21 protein-coding genes are annotated in these 17,748 nt (G+C 30.9%); all 21 read right to left on the bottom strand.

The window, feature by feature from the left end; genetic code table 11:
- Positions 1-59: 59 nt before the first annotated feature.
- Positions 60-905, bottom strand: a complete 846-nt coding sequence (locus tag BUA92_RS10025; protein WP_021803536.1) for a YitT family protein — start codon at positions 903-905, stop codon at positions 60-62.
- Between the two features lie 14 nt (positions 906-919).
- Entirely contained in the window at positions 920-1,768 is an 849-nt protein-coding gene (locus BUA92_RS10020) for a YitT family protein (protein ID WP_073019176.1), read from the bottom strand.
- A gap of 176 nt (positions 1,769-1,944) precedes the next feature.
- Entirely contained in the window at positions 1,945-2,889 is a 945-nt protein-coding gene (locus BUA92_RS10015) for a transketolase family protein (RefSeq protein WP_073019175.1), read from the bottom strand.
- On the bottom strand, positions 2,889-3,713 hold the full coding sequence (locus tag BUA92_RS10010) for a transketolase (RefSeq protein ID WP_021803539.1): 825 nt from the start codon (positions 3,711-3,713) through the stop codon (positions 2,889-2,891). The genes BUA92_RS10015 and BUA92_RS10010 overlap by 1 nt, the downstream gene beginning before the upstream one ends.
- 227 nt (positions 3,714-3,940) lie before the next feature.
- Positions 3,941-4,294, bottom strand: coding sequence for a type II toxin-antitoxin system PemK/MazF family toxin (locus BUA92_RS10005; RefSeq protein WP_034856351.1), 354 nt, complete (start codon positions 4,292-4,294; stop codon positions 3,941-3,943).
- 7 nt (positions 4,295-4,301) lie between these two features.
- Positions 4,302-4,544 (bottom strand): hypothetical protein, encoded by a 243-nt coding sequence (locus BUA92_RS10000; RefSeq protein ID WP_021803541.1) that lies wholly within the window; start codon positions 4,542-4,544, stop codon positions 4,302-4,304.
- 107 nt (positions 4,545-4,651) lie between these two features.
- A complete protein-coding gene (gene alr / locus BUA92_RS09995) occupies positions 4,652-5,812 on the bottom strand; it encodes an alanine racemase (RefSeq protein ID WP_073019174.1) in 1,161 nt (386 codons plus the stop codon).
- Positions 5,813-5,836: 24 nt separating this feature from the next.
- The gene (locus tag BUA92_RS09990; protein WP_073019173.1) at positions 5,837-6,457 is read right to left on the bottom strand and encodes a germination lipoprotein GerS-related protein; all 621 of its coding nucleotides are present in this window, start codon (positions 6,455-6,457) and stop codon (positions 5,837-5,839) included.
- 53 nt (positions 6,458-6,510) lie between these two features.
- On the bottom strand, positions 6,511-8,013 hold the full coding sequence (locus tag BUA92_RS09985) for an NAD(P)H-hydrate dehydratase (protein WP_083553476.1): 1,503 nt from the start codon (positions 8,011-8,013) through the stop codon (positions 6,511-6,513).
- A gap of 8 nt (positions 8,014-8,021) precedes the next feature.
- A complete protein-coding gene (acpS, locus tag BUA92_RS09980) occupies positions 8,022-8,393 on the bottom strand; it encodes a holo-ACP synthase (protein WP_073019172.1) in 372 nt (123 codons plus the stop codon).
- Between the two features lie 134 nt (positions 8,394-8,527).
- Entirely contained in the window at positions 8,528-8,836 is a 309-nt protein-coding gene (locus BUA92_RS09975) for a DUF6514 family protein (protein ID WP_021803546.1), read from the bottom strand.
- Positions 8,837-9,047: 211 nt separating this feature from the next.
- Positions 9,048-9,614 carry a hypothetical protein gene (locus BUA92_RS09970; RefSeq protein WP_073019171.1) on the bottom strand — a complete coding sequence of 189 codons (567 nt, stop codon included), beginning with the start codon at positions 9,612-9,614 and terminating at the stop codon, positions 9,048-9,050.
- Positions 9,615-9,899: 285 nt separating this feature from the next.
- Entirely contained in the window at positions 9,900-10,562 is a 663-nt protein-coding gene (locus BUA92_RS09965) for a ribulose-phosphate 3-epimerase (RefSeq protein ID WP_073019170.1), read from the bottom strand.
- 20 nt (positions 10,563-10,582) lie between these two features.
- Positions 10,583-12,115: a phosphohexomutase domain-containing protein gene (locus tag BUA92_RS09960; protein ID WP_073019168.1), complete on the bottom strand. Its 1,533-nt coding sequence runs from the start codon at positions 12,113-12,115 to the stop codon at positions 10,583-10,585.
- Positions 12,116-12,145: 30 nt separating this feature from the next.
- On the bottom strand, positions 12,146-12,592 hold the full coding sequence (rpiB, locus tag BUA92_RS09955) for a ribose 5-phosphate isomerase B (RefSeq protein ID WP_073019166.1): 447 nt from the start codon (positions 12,590-12,592) through the stop codon (positions 12,146-12,148).
- Positions 12,593-12,728: 136 nt separating this feature from the next.
- Positions 12,729-13,400: a ribulose-phosphate 3-epimerase gene (rpe, locus tag BUA92_RS09950; protein WP_021803551.1), complete on the bottom strand. Its 672-nt coding sequence runs from the start codon at positions 13,398-13,400 to the stop codon at positions 12,729-12,731.
- A 76-nt stretch (positions 13,401-13,476) separates the two neighbouring features.
- The gene (locus BUA92_RS09945) at positions 13,477-14,508 is read right to left on the bottom strand and encodes a zinc-binding dehydrogenase (protein WP_073019163.1); all 1,032 of its coding nucleotides are present in this window, start codon (positions 14,506-14,508) and stop codon (positions 13,477-13,479) included.
- A gap of 15 nt (positions 14,509-14,523) precedes the next feature.
- Positions 14,524-15,564 (bottom strand): galactitol-1-phosphate 5-dehydrogenase, encoded by a 1,041-nt coding sequence (locus BUA92_RS09940; protein WP_073019161.1) that lies wholly within the window; start codon positions 15,562-15,564, stop codon positions 14,524-14,526.
- Between the two features lie 42 nt (positions 15,565-15,606).
- On the bottom strand, positions 15,607-16,878 hold the full coding sequence (locus BUA92_RS09935; protein ID WP_073019159.1) for a PTS galactitol transporter subunit IIC: 1,272 nt from the start codon (positions 16,876-16,878) through the stop codon (positions 15,607-15,609).
- An 82-nt stretch (positions 16,879-16,960) separates the two neighbouring features.
- On the bottom strand, positions 16,961-17,239 hold the full coding sequence (locus BUA92_RS09930; protein ID WP_073019157.1) for a PTS sugar transporter subunit IIB: 279 nt from the start codon (positions 17,237-17,239) through the stop codon (positions 16,961-16,963).
- A 41-nt stretch (positions 17,240-17,280) separates the two neighbouring features.
- A complete protein-coding gene (locus BUA92_RS09925) occupies positions 17,281-17,739 on the bottom strand; it encodes a PTS sugar transporter subunit IIA (RefSeq protein ID WP_021803556.1) in 459 nt (152 codons plus the stop codon).
- Between the last annotated feature and the right edge of the window lie 9 nt (positions 17,740-17,748).

Below are 17,748 nucleotides of genomic sequence, written 5' to 3'. Positions count from 1 at the left end.
TAAAGAAAAAAAGAAGAACTTAGATACAAATCATAAATTCTTCTTTTTATAAAAATTAGCTACTCAGGTAGTATATTAAACCCCTCGCCTAAAACCTCTCTTACGTCATTAACTGTAATAAATGCTCTTCTATCAATTTCTTTAATTTTACCTTTTAGTTTGATGAAATCTCTTCTATTTAAAACTGTATATATTATTTTGGTTTCTTCCTTAGAATAGCCTCCAGTACCATTAATTACCGTGCAACCTCTATCTACTTCGTTAATAATATAATTAACAATTTCTTCACCTTTTGAGGTTATTATCATTACCTGTTTACATATATTAAATCCTTCTATAAATTTGTCCACTAAATTCCCTACCATAAATACACTTATTAAACCAAACATACCTAGGTCTATCCCAAATATATATATTGCAAGTAACGTTACTATAAAATCTGAAATTAGAAGACACTTACCTATATCTAAATGGATGTATTTATTTAATATTTTAGCTATAATAGCGGTTCCACCTGTAGAAGAGTTTTGAGAAAACACTATAGCAATCCCTATTGAACTTATTACACTTCCTATCACAGTAGCAAGCACTAAATTTTCTGTAATTGCTACAGGATTCAAGAACTTTTCAACTACCCAAAGTGATGCCGAAAGCCCAAATGCTGCATACAAACTCTTGGTGCCAAAGCTTCCTCCTATTAATAAAAATGCTAAAGAGAATAAAATAATATTTGCTCCAATCATTATAATCCCTGTAGAAATACCAAAAATCCTGTTAACTACTAGTGCTAATCCTGATATTCCACCTGCTGCAATTTCATTCGGATAAAAGAAATACTCCAACGCAACAGCTAATAATAATACTCCCAGTGTTATTAAGAAGTATTCCTTTATATATTTTTTCATCTTTTGTCCCCCTATTACTCTAACTCTCCAAACCCTTCACCTAATACTTCATGTGCCTCTCCTACTGTAATAAATGCTCTAGGGTCTATTTCTCTTATATAATTCTTAAGTTTAATAAATTCTGTTCTCCCTAATACTGTATATAAAATACTGATATTATTTTTATTAAATCCACCCTTTGCAGTAAGAAATGTACACCCTCTATCTAAATCATTTAATATAAATTCACTTATTTCCATATTCTTATCACTAATTATCTTAATTTCTTTTCTAACTTTGAATCCTTCTATTACCTTATCTATAGTTAATCCATTCAATATAACACTAAAAAGTGCATATAATCCAACATCAATTCCAAATGTAATAGCTCCGGCTAAGGTTACTAAAAAATCCACTGCCAACAGAGACTTACCAATATCCAGCATTATATACTTATTTAGAATCTTTGCTAATATATCAGTTCCTCCTGTTGATGCATTTACATTAAATATAAGTGCCATACCGAGAGAGCTAATTAACGTCCCAAAAACTGCCGCTAACATTAATTCTTCAGTTACAGCTACAGGATTTAAAAACTTTTCAACAGACCACATTACAAACGATAAACCAAAACTTGCGTATATAGTTTTCGCTCCAAAGCTTCCCCCAATAAGTAAAAATGCTAATGCAAATAATATTAAGTTCAATATAAACACGAATGCCCCAGTATTAATCCATGGTAAATAGCTTGTTAGTACTATAGCAATACCAGTAACCCCTCCAGCTGCTATTTTATTAGGTATAAAAAAATACTCTAGTGAAAATACCACCAAAATTATTCCTAATGTTATAAAAAAATAATCTCTAAAAACAGTTTTTTTCATAGCTACCCTCCTCATAAAATAGTTTTTCATATTAACAATTATTTTATCCTTTTTTTATCATTCTATTTTTTGTATTGGAAATTATTAAGTTTTAATATCACCTTTAATATTTTAGCTCAAAAATTAAAAACAGTATAGCAAATTATTCTTGCCACACTGTTTTTTCTGTTTTTAAATTATCTTTTTAAAGAAATAGACTTTTTAACAGCCTTAACTATTTCCTCTGAAGTTAATCCGTAAACTTTAAGAAGTTCTTCTGGTTTTCCACTCTCTCCAAAAGTATCTTTAACACCAACTTTAACTATTGGAACTGGATATGTTTCTGCTAAAACTTCTGAAACTGCTGATCCAAGTCCACCTATAACATTATGTTCTTCAACTGTAACTAATGCACCTGTTTCTTTAGCTGCCTTTGCTAGGAGTTCACTATCTATAGGCTTTAATGTATGTATATTAATAACTCTAGCATTAATTCCTTCACTTTCTAATATACCTACCGCTTCCAAAGCAACATCTACCATTATTCCGTTAGCTATTATAGTTACGTCATTACCTTCTTTTAAAGTTACACCTTTTCCTATAACAAAAGAGTATTCAGGGTTATCGTTTATTACATTAACTGCCGCTCTACCTAGTCTTACGTAACAAGGTCCATTATATTCTGCTACAGCTTTTATCGCTGCTTCTGTTTCTACGGAATCACTTGGCGAAATTACTGTCATATTTGGTATACTTCTCATAAGTGACAAATCTTCTATTGCTTGATGAGAAGCCCCATCTTCTCCAACTGTTAATCCGGCATGTGTAGCACATATCTTAACATTTAATTTAGGATAACATATTGAATTTCTGATTTGTTCAAAGGCTCTTCCAGCTGCAAACATAGCAAAGGTACTTACAAACGGTATTTTCCCACATGTAGAAAGTCCAGCTGCTACAGACATCATATTTCCTTCAGCTATTCCCATGTTTATAAATCTATCTTCACAAACATTTTTAAAATCTGCTGTTTTTGTTGACTTAGATAAATCTGCATCTAATACTACTATGTTCTTATTAACTTGTCCTATTTCTGCCAAAGCCTTTCCATATGCTTCTCTTGTAGCTATCTTTTTACCCATTAGTTTTCTCCTCCTATTTCTCTTAACGCTTGTTCGCATTGCTCTTTATTAGGTGCTGTTCCATGCCAAGCTGCTTCATTTTCCATAAAAGATACCCCTTTACCTTTTATTGTTTTAGCTATGATAGCAGTTGGCTTATCTTTCGTAGCCTTGGCTTCTTCTATAGCATTCAGTATATCTTCATAATTATGCCCATCTATTATGATTGTTTTCCATCCAAAAGCTTCAAATTTCTTATCAATTGGAGATGGATTCATTACTTCATGTATATCCCCATCTATTTGAAGTCCATTAAAATCGACAAATATAGTTAAATTATCTAATTTATAATGTGCAGCACTCATAGAAGCTTCCCATACCTGTCCTTCTTCTAATTCTCCATCTCCAAGAAGGGCGAAAACTCTATAGTCTTTATTGTCTAATTTTCCTGCCAAAGCCATTCCTACAGCAGCAGATATCCCCTGCCCTAATGAACCTGTTGACATATCTACACCTGATAAGTCGTTCATATTAGGATGTCCTTGAAGATTTGATCCAAGTTTTCTTAAAGTTTTTAATTCTTCTACATCAAAATACCCTTTTCTTGCCAAAGTTGCATATAAAACTGGAGCAGCATGGCCTTTTGATAATACAAATCTATCTCTATTTGGATTTTGAGGATCTTTAGGATCTATTTTCATCTCATTAAAATATAGTGTTGTTAGTATATCAGTTGCTGATAAAGATCCACCTGGATGCCCTGACCCTGATTCAGTAAGCATGGATACTATATCCTTCCTTATTACTTTAGCTATTTCTTTTAGTTCAGCAATTTTATTACTCATACTTGTCCCCCTGCTTAAAAATTTATTTTTCTACGATTATTTTCCAGTTGCAATTATAACATATAATATAACATTTTGTATATATAATTGACTTATATAAGCTATATTTTTTACTGTTTATTTTTATTATGCTATACTATTTAATTTAAAATAAAAATAGGTTATTTAAAATTAATCAATTTCAAATAACCTATTAATATAATAATACTTTTAAATTGAGTCTTTTCTTAAGAAAGTCCTAAGCTTATCAATAAAGCTTTATCTACTTTTTTCATATCGCCTTCAGTCATATGACCAATTTTTTCTTTTAACCTTCTCTTGTCCAAAGTTCTAACCTGCTCAAGCAATACTACTGAATCTCTATTTAATCCATATTCTTCAGACGAAATTTCTACATGAGTAGGAAGTTTTGCTTTGTTTATCTGAGAAGTTATTGCAGCCACAATAACTGTTGGACTATACCTGTTTCCGATGTCATTCTGGATTATAATAACCGGCCTTATGCCTCCTTGCTCCGATCCTATTACCGGACTTAAGTCAGCATAAAAGACATCTCCTCTTTTTACTACCATATTGGTCATCTGTCTATCACACTCCGCATAACCACTTCTCGTATTCATCAGTTTCTTGTATACAAGAATCCATACAAGTTTCAGCTAATTCTAAATTAATCTGTGCCATTTCTTCGTAGGCTTTAATTATTTCTGATTCGTTTAAAACTACTTCTTGACCCTCAATATATAATATTAAGTTGTTTTCATTAAATTTACTGTTTTTTTCATTATTATTGAATAAATTTAGTTTTATAGAATTATCCTTTGATATAGACATAACCATTCCTCCTAGGTAGAAAAAGAGTTTATGTACTAATTATATTGCAAATTATGTCAATATGTCAAAGGATTTTATCTCTTCATTTTCCATATTTTAGTTTTTAATTACACATAGTTTCTTATTTTGACAATTTTCTCATTGTTTATGTAAACTCTTGGCACTCTTCTGCCAATCATACATATAATTTCATAATTTATTGTATCTAAAAGTTCTGCTAAATCATCTGCATTAAATCTTGTATTACCATGTTCACCTAAAAGTATTACCTCATCCCCAACGTTTACTGTACCTACATCAGTTACATCAATCATACACTGATCCATACACACAGCTCCTACTATGGATGCTAATTTTCCATTTACAATTACCTTTCCTTTATTAGAAAGTGCTCTTGTATAACCATCAGCATAACCTATAGGCAATGTTGCTATGACTCTTTCCTTATCTGTTTTATACTTTCTTCCATAGCTTATATACATATCTTTAGGAAGTGTTTTAACATGAACAACGCTAGTTTTAAGAGTTAATGCTGGTTTTAAATCTAGTCTTTCTTTTATAACTTCATTGGACGGATAATATCCATACATTATTATTCCTGGTCTTACTGCATTAAAATGTGCCTCTGGTAAATCCATTATTCCAGCACTATTTGATGCATGCTTTATATTAATTTTAATTCCTTCATTCTCTAGGTCATCAACAAACTTATTAAACTTAGCTAGTTGCTCTAATGAATAAGTTTTATCAGCTTCATCCGCTGTAGAAAAATGAGTAAAGATTCCTTCAATATTAATATTAGGTAATTTACTTATTTGTCTAACAGCTTCCATTCCTTTTTCATTTGGCAAGAATCCTATTCTTCCCATACCTGTATCTACTGCAATATGAATTTTAGCCGTTTTATTTTTTTCTTGAGCTATTTCTGAAAGTTTCTTTGCGTACTCCAGATCATAAACGGTCTGCTCTATATTATTATTTAATATATCTTCTGCAAAAGTTAATGGTGTAAAACCTAAAATTAATATCGGTACATTTATTCCAGATTTTATAATCTCTAAAGCCTCTGTTATTAAGGCTACAGCTAAATCAGTAACTCCAGATTTTAACAATACTTGAACAATATCCAAAGCTCCATGTCCATATGCATCTGCTTTAACTACTCCATATATTTTCTTGTTTTCACAAAGACTTTTTATTTGTTTTACATTATGCTCTATACGTCCTAAATCAACTTCTGCCCATACAGGTCTAATACTATTCTCCATTATTCACACCTCTTAATACTCTCTCTATTCTCCTAAATCAAATAGAGTTTCATCCACCTTAGCATCTCGTATAAAATTATTATAAAAGGCTTCTACTACTAATTCTCCTTTTTTATTAAACACTAAAAGCTTTTCTGGAACTCTTTCGTATATATCTACATATAATATGGCTCTATCTAAATTAGGATTATTATTATCAAGCACTACGTTAACTTTAAGATATCTCTTATTTATCTCTTTATCATACTCCATCTCCATAGTACTTCCATCATTTAAATACTTAGAAAGATTGTTAATAAAACTAATTGAATAAAAACTATAATCTTGAGTTGTAGTCTCATAGCCCTTATTTAAAATTTTATCCCAAGCTTTAACCTTTCCTTCATTATTATACACCTGTATTCTATCTTCTCCAAAGTCCACTCTATTACCTTTATTGTCACTATAAAGTTGATTAGTTTCTTCTTTTATTTCTCCTCTTGAATTTTTAATAACATACCTTACGTCACATTGATAACTTTTAAGCTCTCTTATGTCACTTATAATTTTTTCATCACTTCTTGAGAACTTCAAGTACACTATTGAGCAAAAAGATAAGCCTATTGCTAAGAATATAAGTATTAAAAACAGGATTTTTCTCTTCATAATTCCTCCAAACTAATTAATCCTACATTAATACTATTATCACATAATTTTATTTATTCATCCTTTGATACAAACTCTTTTAAAAACAAAGGTAAATTTTCTACTATATTGCTGGCATTAACTATATACATTATTTTTGATAGTTTTTCTCCTATATATCCATGCAAATATGCGCCTAATTTTGTTGCTTGAAATACATCTACTCCTTGTCCCATCAAAGCACCAATTATACCAGACAAAGTATCTCCCATTCCCCCTGAAGCCATGGCGCTATTTCCAGTTGGATTAACACATACTCCATTTCCATCAGATATTACCGTATACAATCCCTTTAATAATAAAACTATATTATATTCTTTGCTAAATTTTTTTACTAATTCTATTCTATTTTCATTTACATATCTTATGGATTTACCAGTTATTCTACTCATTTCTCCTGGGTGAGGAGTCATCACTACCTTACATTTACATTTATGTAACAGACTCAAGTTATTTTCTAGTACATTAATTCCATCAGCATCTATTAAAAGGTTACCTTTAAAAGTTTCAAGAATTAATTTTAACTTATCAAGAGTTTCAACAGTATTTTCAAGTCCAGGGCCAAAAACAATGACATCAGATTTATCTATAATTTCTTTGAATTCCTCTGATTCATAGTCCCCAACCATAGCTTCCGTTAATTTGCTATCCAAAGATGGTTTCAACGTTTTATCTGTATACAGATAAACCAGACCCGCTCCTGCTTTTACTGCAGCTTGAGTACTAAGATATGCTGCTCCTGAGTACCTATTACTTCCTGCAACAACACACACTCTACCAAACTTACCTTTATGATAATGTCTTTTTCTTTTGGGTATAAGATTTTTTACATCTTTTTCTTCTAACATCCAAATACTTTCGGATACTTCTTTTTCAATTTCATTAGGTATTCCTATATTCTCTACTATTAGTTCACCGATATAATCTAATGCTTCGTAATTTATAAAACCTTTTTTAATCGATTGAAATGTAATTGTTTTATCAGAAATTATAGCTTCTCCTAAAGGAACTCCTGTGTCACTACAAAGTCCTGATGGAATATCTATTGAGATTTTATAAGCTTTAGACTTATTTATTTCATTTATCAGCTTTGAATATATCCCATCAATATTTCTATTCAAACCAGTCCCAAAGATGCAATCTACCAAAACCTTACACTCATTTATGCTTTTTTTGAAAACACTTAAATTTTTATCCTCTGACAGCAAGATAATTTCTACTTTTAGACATTCTAACAACCTAAAATTAGTATTAAAATCACTTGTTTTACCACTGGTATCTGCTGCTATAAATACTCTAACTCTCTTATTCAAGTTAAGTAGATGCCGTGTTAATGCTAGTCCATCACCCCCATTATTTCCGGGACCACATATAATTAGTATGTCATCCAAATCTTTAAAGTGTTTCAATAGAGAAAATACCGCATTCTCCATCAATAAAATACTTGGAATACCCCACTTGTCTATTGAGATCTTATCCATTTCTCTTGAAGACTTAGAAGTTAGTATTTCTATCATATCTCCTCCTATATTTTTTCTAATACTACATATGCAACTGCATTTGTAGTATTATGAGATATACTTAAATGAATTCTTAGATTTTCTTTTCCCACCAATTCCTTAGCCTTTCCATGAAGTAAAATACCTGGCTTCCCTAAAGTGTCTCTTGTTATTTCTATCTCTCTTAAAGAGAACCCTCTTACCCCTGTACCTAACGCTTTTGAAAAGGCTTCTTTAGCTGCGAAATTTCCTGCTAAACTCTCATACTTATTTTTTTTATTTTTAACGTACAGTATCTCTGATTCATTAAAAACTTTTCCTAGAAAACTTGTAGTTCTTTCTATTGCATTTTCTACCCTATTTATTTCTATTATGTCAACTCCTATACCATAAATCATAAGCTTCCTCCTGAAGTTTCACTTTATATCTAAAATTTTATACTTAAATTATATAATTACAACTAACAAGTTTTCAAAATAATAATTTTTTCATAATAAAAAGAAAGAGCTCTAAACCCTTTCTATATTATTCTTTAATTAGGAAAATCCATAACACATTCGTCTATTGTTTCTCCTAAAACATCTACTAGATGTATAGGTGATACTCTATACTTATAGAGTAAATCTACCATATTTTCTACTTTGTTATACACTGGAGAAATCTTATTTATACATTCCCTCTCTATATTTATTAAATTTTCATCATTGAAGTCCATCCTTTCAACTTCTATGCCGTAGGCAACCATATTTCTATAGTCGGTTTTAACTAATCTGTACGAATACTCATACCTACTGTTATCTTGTACACTTTCAACAACTTTTTCATTCTTTAAAATAATCATTGATTTTTCTCCCCCTTAATAACTTATAAATCCCCTTTGGCATAAAATAAACTCTAAAAAAATCATATCATAATCTACTAAAAAAACTTTGTCAAACAATGGTTCAAATAAAAAAAACTTTCTATTATTTATAGACAATTTATTTGTAAAAAGAGCAAATCTGTAAACAACTTCCTCCTAATACCCTTTGTTAATGGGGGTTAAAATCGAATTATTTAGTTTTTTGTGGTATTATTTTTGTTAATTCTACATCAAAAGACAAATATGCACATATATCTTCTAAAATAAGTATTGATGCTATTGACATAGGCAGCATATCTTCTCTTACATGAGCTAGTGAATACCTGTTTTTATAACTTTCTGCGACTTCTTTTCTAAATTTAATATCTTTATATATCTCGTTCAATATTCTACATAAATCTTCATATAACTTAATTATAAAAGTTTGCTTCTCTTCATAAGAATACTTTTCACTTAGCTCTATTAAAGTATCTATATCAGTATATTTATATGTAGTTTTTAAATTTTCAATTAAATTTTCTCCTACATAACTACCAATTATCTCTTCATTAATTAGAGCGATCTCACCTTTTGTATTAAATAAAACCATAAATTCTACACTTGTTTTCCCTATGGTCTTTAGCTCCTCTATAATCTGCTTTATATTATTATTAAACTTAGTAGTATAGTTAGTCTCTAACATGAAATACTCTACTTCTCTTGCACATACTAAATTTATAAACTCAAAAAAACTTTTTGACGATATCTTTTTATCCAAGCTAATCCCCTCCTTATGCCAACTTATTCTTACTATTCAAGTACTATTTTATGCATAAGCAGTTAATTTTATTACGAAAAAAGAATCGGATATACCGATTCTTTTAAAAACATCTCTCTAAAAATTCCCTTTTCCATAGCTGAAATTTGTGTATACGTTAACAACCCTAATTGAATTATACCAATATTCGTAAATAAAATCAACTCTAAAATAAAATTGCTATTATTATATTTCATATAAATAGAGAATGTTACAAATTTCAAACTTATAACATTCTCTTTAACATTATTTAAATATTAGTTCTCTTACTATTCTTGCTTTATCTTTATAGCTCTCTTTGTCTTTATTAAACAATGCTGATGTTCCTAATACATACGTGTCTATGTCCCTATTTTTCAACTCTAAAATAGTGTTTTTATTTATACATCCATCTACTTCTATAACAGGTTTTCTGTCAAATGAATTCATATATTCATTTAATTCATCTATTTTATTCAATACGCTATAATTAAACTTTTGGCCTGCAAACCCTGGATTTACCGTCATCATTAAAACCATATCTATTCTTTTCAAATATGGCTTAATACTCTCAATAGAAGTTTCTGGACTTATTGCTAAAGATACCTTTATTCCTTTATTTCTTATACGTTCAATATCCTCATCTATATTTTTACTTGCTTCTATATGAAATGACATAAATTCCGGTTTTAAATATGAATACATATCTATGTATTTGGGTACGTCTACCGTTGCTAAATGTATATCTAATGGTATTCTCGTAGCCTTGCTTATAGCCTCTAATACATATGGTCCCATAGCTAAGTTATTAACAAAAACACCATCCATAACATCACAATGTAGAAGTTCAATATTTGCTTCCTCTAGCCTCTTTAATTCTATAGCTAACTCTAATTGATTAGCACACATTATAGATGCAGCTAACTTCATATTACTCAACCCCTTATAAATCATTGTACAATTATAGTATATTTAGATATATTAGATAAGTCTAGTTCACTATACTTTTCCAAGAAAGGTGCTAATCTATCTAATATTTTATTTACTCCTCCTATACTATCTGATTCAACATTAAGAGGAAGTACGGGTTCATGTAGGGACAATCTAAGTAGAAACCACCCATCTCCAGAATTTTCATTGCAGTTTATCTTTATTCCTTCAAAGTTTTCATGATCTACACTCCAACCTTCAACTTTATAAGCATACTGCTTTACTCCACTTATTACCTGTTCCCCATATGATTTAAAATTCTCTCTTCTTATCTTAAGTCTTATATCTTCACTTTCTTTTGGATGTTTTAATTCCCTAATAAGGCTTGATATCTCTTTTCCTTCTTCTTTAAGCTTAGCCATTTTTATTAATATTTTAGCTATAAGATAAGCACCATCATCTAAAAAGTAGTTTTCCTTTAAAGCTGCATGGCCAGATGTTTCTATAGCTAATTGACTATCTGTGCCTTCTTCATTTAGTCTTTTAGATTCGTTTATTACATTTTTATATCCTCTTTTGAATCTATGATGAACTCCACCTAAAGTACTTATAAACTCAGCTAATCCTGTAGATGTTACTGAATCAGTAACTATTATTGATTTTGGATGTTCTTCAAGCACTATAGAAGATATTAGCCCTATAAGAGAATTCTTATTTATTTCTTCTCCTGTATTAGATACTATTGCAGCTCTATCTACATCAGTATCAAAGATTATCCCAAGATCTGCATCCCATTTTAACACGGCCTTTTTTATAGATTCCATGGCCTTTTTATTTTCTGGGTTAGGAATATGATTGGGGAAAGTTCCATCAGGGTCTAAGAATTGACTTCCTTCTGTATCAGCTCCAAGCTCCATTAATACTTTATTAGCAAAGAAACCTCCAGCCCCATTTCCAGCATCTACTATTATTTTTGCTCCATCTAATGGTTTATTGTAATTTTTCTTTGAGTTTACTGATGACCTGATTTTATCAACCAACAAGTTTGAATACTCATCTATTAAGTTTACTTCTTTAAGTTCTCCCTTAGTTGTATAGCTCATCTCGGAGTTGTAGGTTGAGAATAAGATATCTTCTATATCTTTCTTCTCACAACCCCCTTCTTTAGTGAAAAACTTAAGTCCATTATAGTAATAAGGAAGGTGACTTGCCGTTATCATTATAGCTCCATCACATTTGTAATTATCTAATAGTGTTGTCATAAACATAGCTGGCGTTGTACTCATATTACAGTCATACACATCACACCCTACATTTATAAGTAAATCTATTAAAGAAGTTCTAAGCTCTGGTCCTGACAATCTTGAATCCATACCTACTGCTATTTTTATCTTACTTTTACCGCTACATTTATTTTCTTTTATCCACTTTACAAATCCATTTCCTATAAATCTTATTACCTGAGGTGTTAGATTTACTTTATGCTCTGACGTTTCTATAGCTATTCCTCTGATATCTGTTCCATTCTGTAACTTCTTTAATTCTTCTATCACAATAAATCCCCCCTTTATCTATAAAAACTTCTATATATTACCTTGTTCTACAGCTGTAATACAATCTAATCTATCTTGATGACGTCCACCTTGAAACTCAGCATTAATCCATATATCCACTATATCTAAAGCTAGGCCTTCTCCTATAACTCTTTCACCTAAACATAATATATTTGTATTATTATGTTCCTTAGTAGCTTTAGCTGAAAAAGTATCTCCAACAACTGCTGCTCTTATACCATCAATTTTGTTTGCCACTATAGACATACCTATTCCTGTACCACAACATAATATTCCTAAATCACTTTTTTTATCTACTACAGATTTTGATACATTTATAGCATAATTAGGATAATTAACGCTTTCAGAACTAAATGTACCATAGTCGTCTACCTCTATATTCTTAGATGTAAGGTATTCCTTAATCTTTTCCTTCAATTTAAAACCACCGTGATCGCAACCTATTGATATTTTCATTTTTATCATCCTCTCTATATATTCAATATTTATTCTGTTGTAAGAAAGTAAATGACGTAGTATAATTAATTATTAATAAAAGAATAGGAGAATACTCGCAATATTCTCCTTATCTTTATTATTAAAATGTGAGGGGTTAAGGGGTATTAATAATTTCATTTATTTTATTATTAAACAAATCAATATTCTCTGACAAATCTTGTTTAAATAAAGATGAACCTATAACAATATCTCTAGCTCCACACTTAATAACATCTTCTATGTTATCTATGTTTATTCCCCCATCTACTTGAATAGTAAAGTCGTAATTACCATCCTCTTTTATCTTATTTAATTGTTTTATTTTCTCTAAAGCAAAAGGTACAAATGCTTGTCCTCCAAATCCAGGCTCAACAGACATTATTAGAACTCTATTTAGTAGTGGATAAACATATTCTAAGCACTGTAGTGATGTAGCTGGATTTATTGCTACCCCTGCTTTAATTCCAAAACTTTTTAAATAATGTATACTTTTATATAGATGAGTCGCTACTTCTGCATGTATTGTTATACTGTTTGTACCTGCCTCAACCAAAGTTTCAACAAATTTATCTGGATCAGTAACCATAAGATGAACATCAAATTCTGCATCTGTTAATTTTCTTAAAGAAGCTATTTGGTCCAATCCGAATGATATGTTGGGAACATAGTGTCCGTCCATAAGGTCTATATGGATTGATTTTATATCTTTTTGATTAAATACTCCGAAATCCTCTGCGTAATTACATACATTTGCTGATAACAATGATGGTGAAATTATTATATCCATTTATATCCCCCCTCAATCTTAAGTTCTACTTCTAAAGCTACTTTATTAACTTTATCTTTTATTACGTCTTTAGTTATTAAGATTTTATAACAACCTTAATTTCGCTTCCTTGCATAGCTGCATCTATACCGTCTCTCCAGTTCTCAAGGTCTACCATTTTAGTTACTAATGTTTCAGTATCAACTTTCTTATCTCTTAGTAATTCTAAAGATGTTATCCAAGAACTTGGTTTTTGAGATCTAGATCCAATATATCTTATTTCTCTTTGAATAATAGCTTCTTGATCTAATTCATTTTTTACTTTAGCGAATAAGCCTACTTGAACAAAGTCACCTTTTTTCTTTGTAAGTCTTAATCCTTGATTTACTGCATGGATAACTCCTGAACAATCGAATACCTTATTAGCTCCATATCCATTAGTTTTTTCCATTACTATCGCATCTAAATCTTCTTGAAGTAAATCTACAACTAAATCTATACCTAACTTTTTAGCTAATTCCATTCTCTCTTTATCTTTTGTAACACCTGCTAATATTACATAAGCGCCTTGAGACTTTACTACTTGGCTAAGAAGTAATCCTATTGGACCTGGTCCAAATACTAATGCAACTTCGCCTGCATTTATAGTAGTTTTTTCTAATGCTGCATGTACACAACAAGCAAGTGGTTCTGTTAATGAAGCTGCTAGTAAGCTCACATTTTCAGGTAATACATGAACACTTTCTTCTCTTGATAATACATACTCTGCAAAACTTCCATTTGCTTGAGTTCCTATACCTTTTCTAGTAGAGCATAGATTATAATCTTTACTCTTACAGAAATCGCACTCACCGCAAGTTTCAAAAGTAGTTTCACTAGTTACTCTGTCTCCAACCTTTACCTTTGTAACACTTTCACCAACTTCTACTACTACACCTGAAAATTCATGACCTAGTACTACAGGTGTTTTTATGTTTCCATATTCACCTTTAAAAGAGTGTAAATCCGATCCGCATATCCCACTATATTCAACCTTTATTTTTACTAGATTTTTTTCAGCTTTTGGCTCTTCTATATCTAGTAATGCCATTTTGTCATATCCTTTTTCGGTTTTTGTCAATGCTTTCACTTCTAAATCCCCCCTCTAGTCTTGTACTATCATTATTTTGTTATATTCTTCTTTTCTGTCTCCTATCATTTTAAAAGCTTTAGCTGTATCTTCTAGAGTGAATCTATGTGATATTAACTCTTTTAACTTTATCTTCTTTTGTTTTACATACTCTATACTCTTAACCCATTCTTGTCCTGGGAAAGGTGCTGAATATGAATTCCAGAATCCTTGGATATTTAACTCTTTTCTAAATATTCCTTCAAAAGCAGCCTCTGATAATTCAATACCAGCATGACCTATTCCTTGATATCCTATTTTACCTTTCTTTTTAGTAACAAGAAGGCATTGTTCTTGAGTTATTTTTGAACCCGCACATTCAATACAAATATCTACACCCATTCCATTAGTTAATTCTAGTATTCTTTCTACTGGGTTTTCCTTCAATGCATTGATTGCAACATCTGCTCCAAGATTTAAAGCCTCAGATATTTTTTTATCAGATATGTCTACTGCTATTACTCTCTCAACTCCAGCTACCTTAAGCCATTGAATTGTTAATTGACCTATAGTACCAGCTCCTAGAACTGCTACAGTATCACCAACTTGAGGTTTAATATTTAAAACTCCATGTAATGCTACCGCCAATGGCTCTATCATTGCTGCTTCTTCATAGTCGATGTCACCTATCTTTAGGACATTTTGAGCTTTCACATTTACAAATTCTGCAAAACCTCCATAAGATTGTGCTCCTAACATTCCATAACTTTCGCAAAGTGAGAAATGACCTTTTTTACAATATTCACATTCAAAACATGGTTCAAATGGAATAGCAACAACTCTATCTCCTATTTCTACGTTTTTAACATTTTTACCTTTTTCAACTATATAACCTGCAAATTCATGTCCTAATATAGCTGGTAAAGGATACTTCCAATTTTTTAATGCTCTTGGAGGATCTGACCCGCATATACCTGCCGCCATTACCTTTATTTTAACTTCATCATCTCCATAAGGTTTGATATCTATATCTTCATACCTTATATCTCCTACTGAATGCAATACTGCTGCTTTCATAATTTCCTCCTTCTAACAAATATTATTTATATAGTTAAAGCTTTAGAAAAAAGCTTTAGCAAGCTCTGCAAATTTTAATATTAACCAGTTAAATAAGTTACCACCCATATCTAAACTTGATATTTGAGTCATTCCATTTGGCATATTGAAGTCTGCATTTGCCATCATTGCTGTATGAACATCTGCAAAGTTTGTTGCCATGAATAATGATATTGCTATAAGTATAGTTCCTGTAATTACTGAGTGAACAATATTTCCTTTTCTAAATCCAACTATAAATGCCATGTAGAATGGAATTGTTGCTAAGTCACCGAAAGGTAAAACTTTATTTCCTGGCAATATAACAGCTAAGAATATTGTTATTGGAACTAATATTAAAGCTGTTGCCATAACTGATGGATGACCAACTGATACAGCTGCATCTATACCGATATATAATTCTCTACCAGCATATTTCTTTTGAAGCATAGTTTTAACTGCTTCTGATATTGGAATTAAACCTTCCATTAATATCTTAACCATTCTTGGCATTAGAAGCATAACACCACCCATTGATATACCAGTTTTGAATATTGAACCAACATCTAAACCTGCTAAAATACCAAGTATACAACCAAGGATTAATCCCATCATCATAGGTTGACCGAATATACCAAATCTCTTTTGAATAGTTTCAGCATCTGCTTTTATGCTATTTATTCCTGGGATTTTATCTACTACTTTACCGATTAAGTATCCTAGTGGAGCAAATGCTGCTGTAGATCCAGTAGGAAGAGATATACCATCAAGTTCATAGAATTCTGATACCATTGGAGCTGTTTTATCAGCAACAATTAATACAACGATTTCGTATAAAACTGCACAAAGTATTGCAAACCACCAGCTGCCTGTAACTATATATCCAGTTGCTCCAGCTGCTATAAAGTGCCAGTAATTCCATATATCTATATCTAATGTTTTTGTTGTCTTAGTGAATATCATTATTAAGTTTACAGCTAAACATATAGGAATCATTATCGCTGCAACTGGTGATGCCCAAGCTGCTGCTGCTGCTGCTGGCCAACCAGCGTCAATTACAGTTAAGTTTAAACCAAATCTCTCAACCATTTGTTGAGCAACTGGTCCTAATGTGCTTGTAAGTAAGTTAGCAACTAAGCTTATACCTACAAAACCTATACCTATGATTATTCCTGAGTTAAAAGCTTTCTTAAAACCTGTACCAAATATTAGACCGATAATTAAAATTGCTAGTGGTAAAATTGCTGTAGGTCCGATACCTAAAATGTACTGAACGATTTCCATAAGTTTGTCCATTATAAATTCCTCCTCAAAATATAAATTAAATATTATTTAACTGTCTCTCTATCTTTAGAATAAAAAGACAGTATAAATCTTTTTACTTAAGATAACTTAGTATCTTTTCATCTAACTTTTCTGTACCAATTCCAGTTATATAAGCTGTTGCTTTTAAAGCTGGTATATTATAAGTTGTTGGTAAAATAGTTGTTGATACTATTAAGTCTGCCCCTTCTTGCTTAGATGCAACCTCTGCAATTTTACATTGAATTACTTCTGCATCTAATCCATTTTCTTTAACCAATCTTTCCACTCTGTCACAAACCACTGTTGATGTTGCTATTCCAGCTCCACATGCTACTAAAATACGTTTTCCCATAATAAACTCCTCCTAATAATTCTTTTATTTTTTGATTAATGTTAACTTGCTTCTAATATACTCTTAATTTCGTTTACATCTTTTGATGAAATTATCTTTTTAACAACTTCTTCTTCTTGGATTAAACCCATTAGTTCTTTTAAAACCTCTAATTGACTATGAGGTTTATTTAAACCTAACATAAAAATTAAATTAACTTCCTCTTCTTGAGTTTCGTCATCCATTAACTTAAATGTTATTGGTTTTTCAGGCACTATTATAGCTATAAACTGTTCCTTTATATATTCTGCCTCTGTATGAGGAATGGCTACACTATAGTTTTCCAATTTTATTCCTGTAGGGAATACATCTTCTCTCGACAACAAACCTTCTAAGAAGTCGCGTTCCACATAGCCATGTTTAAATGCTTCGTCATGCATCATTTGAAATAATTCATTTCTATTTTTGCAAGGTAGATTTACTTTTATCAATTCTTTCTTAATATAATTATTTATCTCCATCCCCACTTC

Origin of the sequence: Clostridium intestinale DSM 6191, from assembly GCF_900130055.1 — a bacterium.
Classification (GTDB): Bacteria; Bacillota; Clostridia; order Clostridiales; family Clostridiaceae; genus Clostridium_T; species Clostridium_T intestinale.
This window is presented reverse-complemented; position numbering and strand designations above follow the sequence as displayed.

What these genes read in the sequence shown, in the direction of transcription:
- BUA92_RS10025 (WP_021803536.1), bottom strand. Translation starts at nt 905, where the DNA reads ATGAAAAAATATATAAAGGAATACTTCTTAATAACACTGGGAGTATTA.
- BUA92_RS10020 (WP_073019176.1), bottom strand. Translation starts at nt 1,768, where the DNA reads ATGAAAAAAACTGTTTTTAGAGATTATTTTTTTATAACATTAGGAATA.
- BUA92_RS10015 (WP_073019175.1), bottom strand. Translation starts at nt 2,889, where the DNA reads ATGGGTAAAAAGATAGCTACAAGAGAAGCATATGGAAAGGCTTTGGCA.
- BUA92_RS10010 (WP_021803539.1), bottom strand. Translation starts at nt 3,713, where the DNA reads ATGAGTAATAAAATTGCTGAACTAAAAGAAATAGCTAAAGTAATAAGG.
- BUA92_RS10005 (WP_034856351.1), bottom strand. Translation starts at nt 4,294, where the DNA reads ATGACCAATATGGTAGTAAAAAGAGGAGATGTCTTTTATGCTGACTTA.
- BUA92_RS10000 (WP_021803541.1), bottom strand. Translation starts at nt 4,544, where the DNA reads ATGTCTATATCAAAGGATAATTCTATAAAACTAAATTTATTCAATAAT.
- alr (WP_073019174.1), bottom strand. Translation starts at nt 5,812, where the DNA reads ATGGAGAATAGTATTAGACCTGTATGGGCAGAAGTTGATTTAGGACGT.
- BUA92_RS09990 (WP_073019173.1), bottom strand. Translation starts at nt 6,457, where the DNA reads ATGAAGAGAAAAATCCTGTTTTTAATACTTATATTCTTAGCAATAGGC.
- BUA92_RS09985 (WP_083553476.1), bottom strand. Translation starts at nt 8,013, where the DNA reads ATGATAGAAATACTAACTTCTAAGTCTTCAAGAGAAATGGATAAGATC.
- acpS (WP_073019172.1), bottom strand. Translation starts at nt 8,393, where the DNA reads ATGATTTATGGTATAGGAGTTGACATAATAGAAATAAATAGGGTAGAA.
- BUA92_RS09975 (WP_021803546.1), bottom strand. Translation starts at nt 8,836, where the DNA reads ATGATTATTTTAAAGAATGAAAAAGTTGTTGAAAGTGTACAAGATAAC.
- BUA92_RS09965 (WP_073019170.1), bottom strand. Translation starts at nt 10,562, where the DNA reads ATGAAGTTAGCTGCATCTATAATGTGTGCTAATCAATTAGAGTTAGCT.
- rpiB (WP_073019166.1), bottom strand. Translation starts at nt 12,592, where the DNA reads ATGAAAATATCAATAGGTTGCGATCACGGTGGTTTTAAATTGAAGGAA.
- rpe (WP_021803551.1), bottom strand. Translation starts at nt 13,400, where the DNA reads ATGGATATAATAATTTCACCATCATTGTTATCAGCAAATGTATGTAAT.
- BUA92_RS09940 (WP_073019161.1), bottom strand. Translation starts at nt 15,564, where the DNA reads ATGAAAGCAGCAGTATTGCATTCAGTAGGAGATATAAGGTATGAAGAT.
- BUA92_RS09935 (WP_073019159.1), bottom strand. Translation starts at nt 16,878, where the DNA reads ATGGACAAACTTATGGAAATCGTTCAGTACATTTTAGGTATCGGACCT.
- BUA92_RS09930 (WP_073019157.1), bottom strand. Translation starts at nt 17,239, where the DNA reads ATGGGAAAACGTATTTTAGTAGCATGTGGAGCTGGAATAGCAACATCA.
- BUA92_RS09925 (WP_021803556.1), bottom strand. Translation starts at nt 17,739, where the DNA reads ATGGAGATAAATAATTATATTAAGAAAGAATTGATAAAAGTAAATCTA.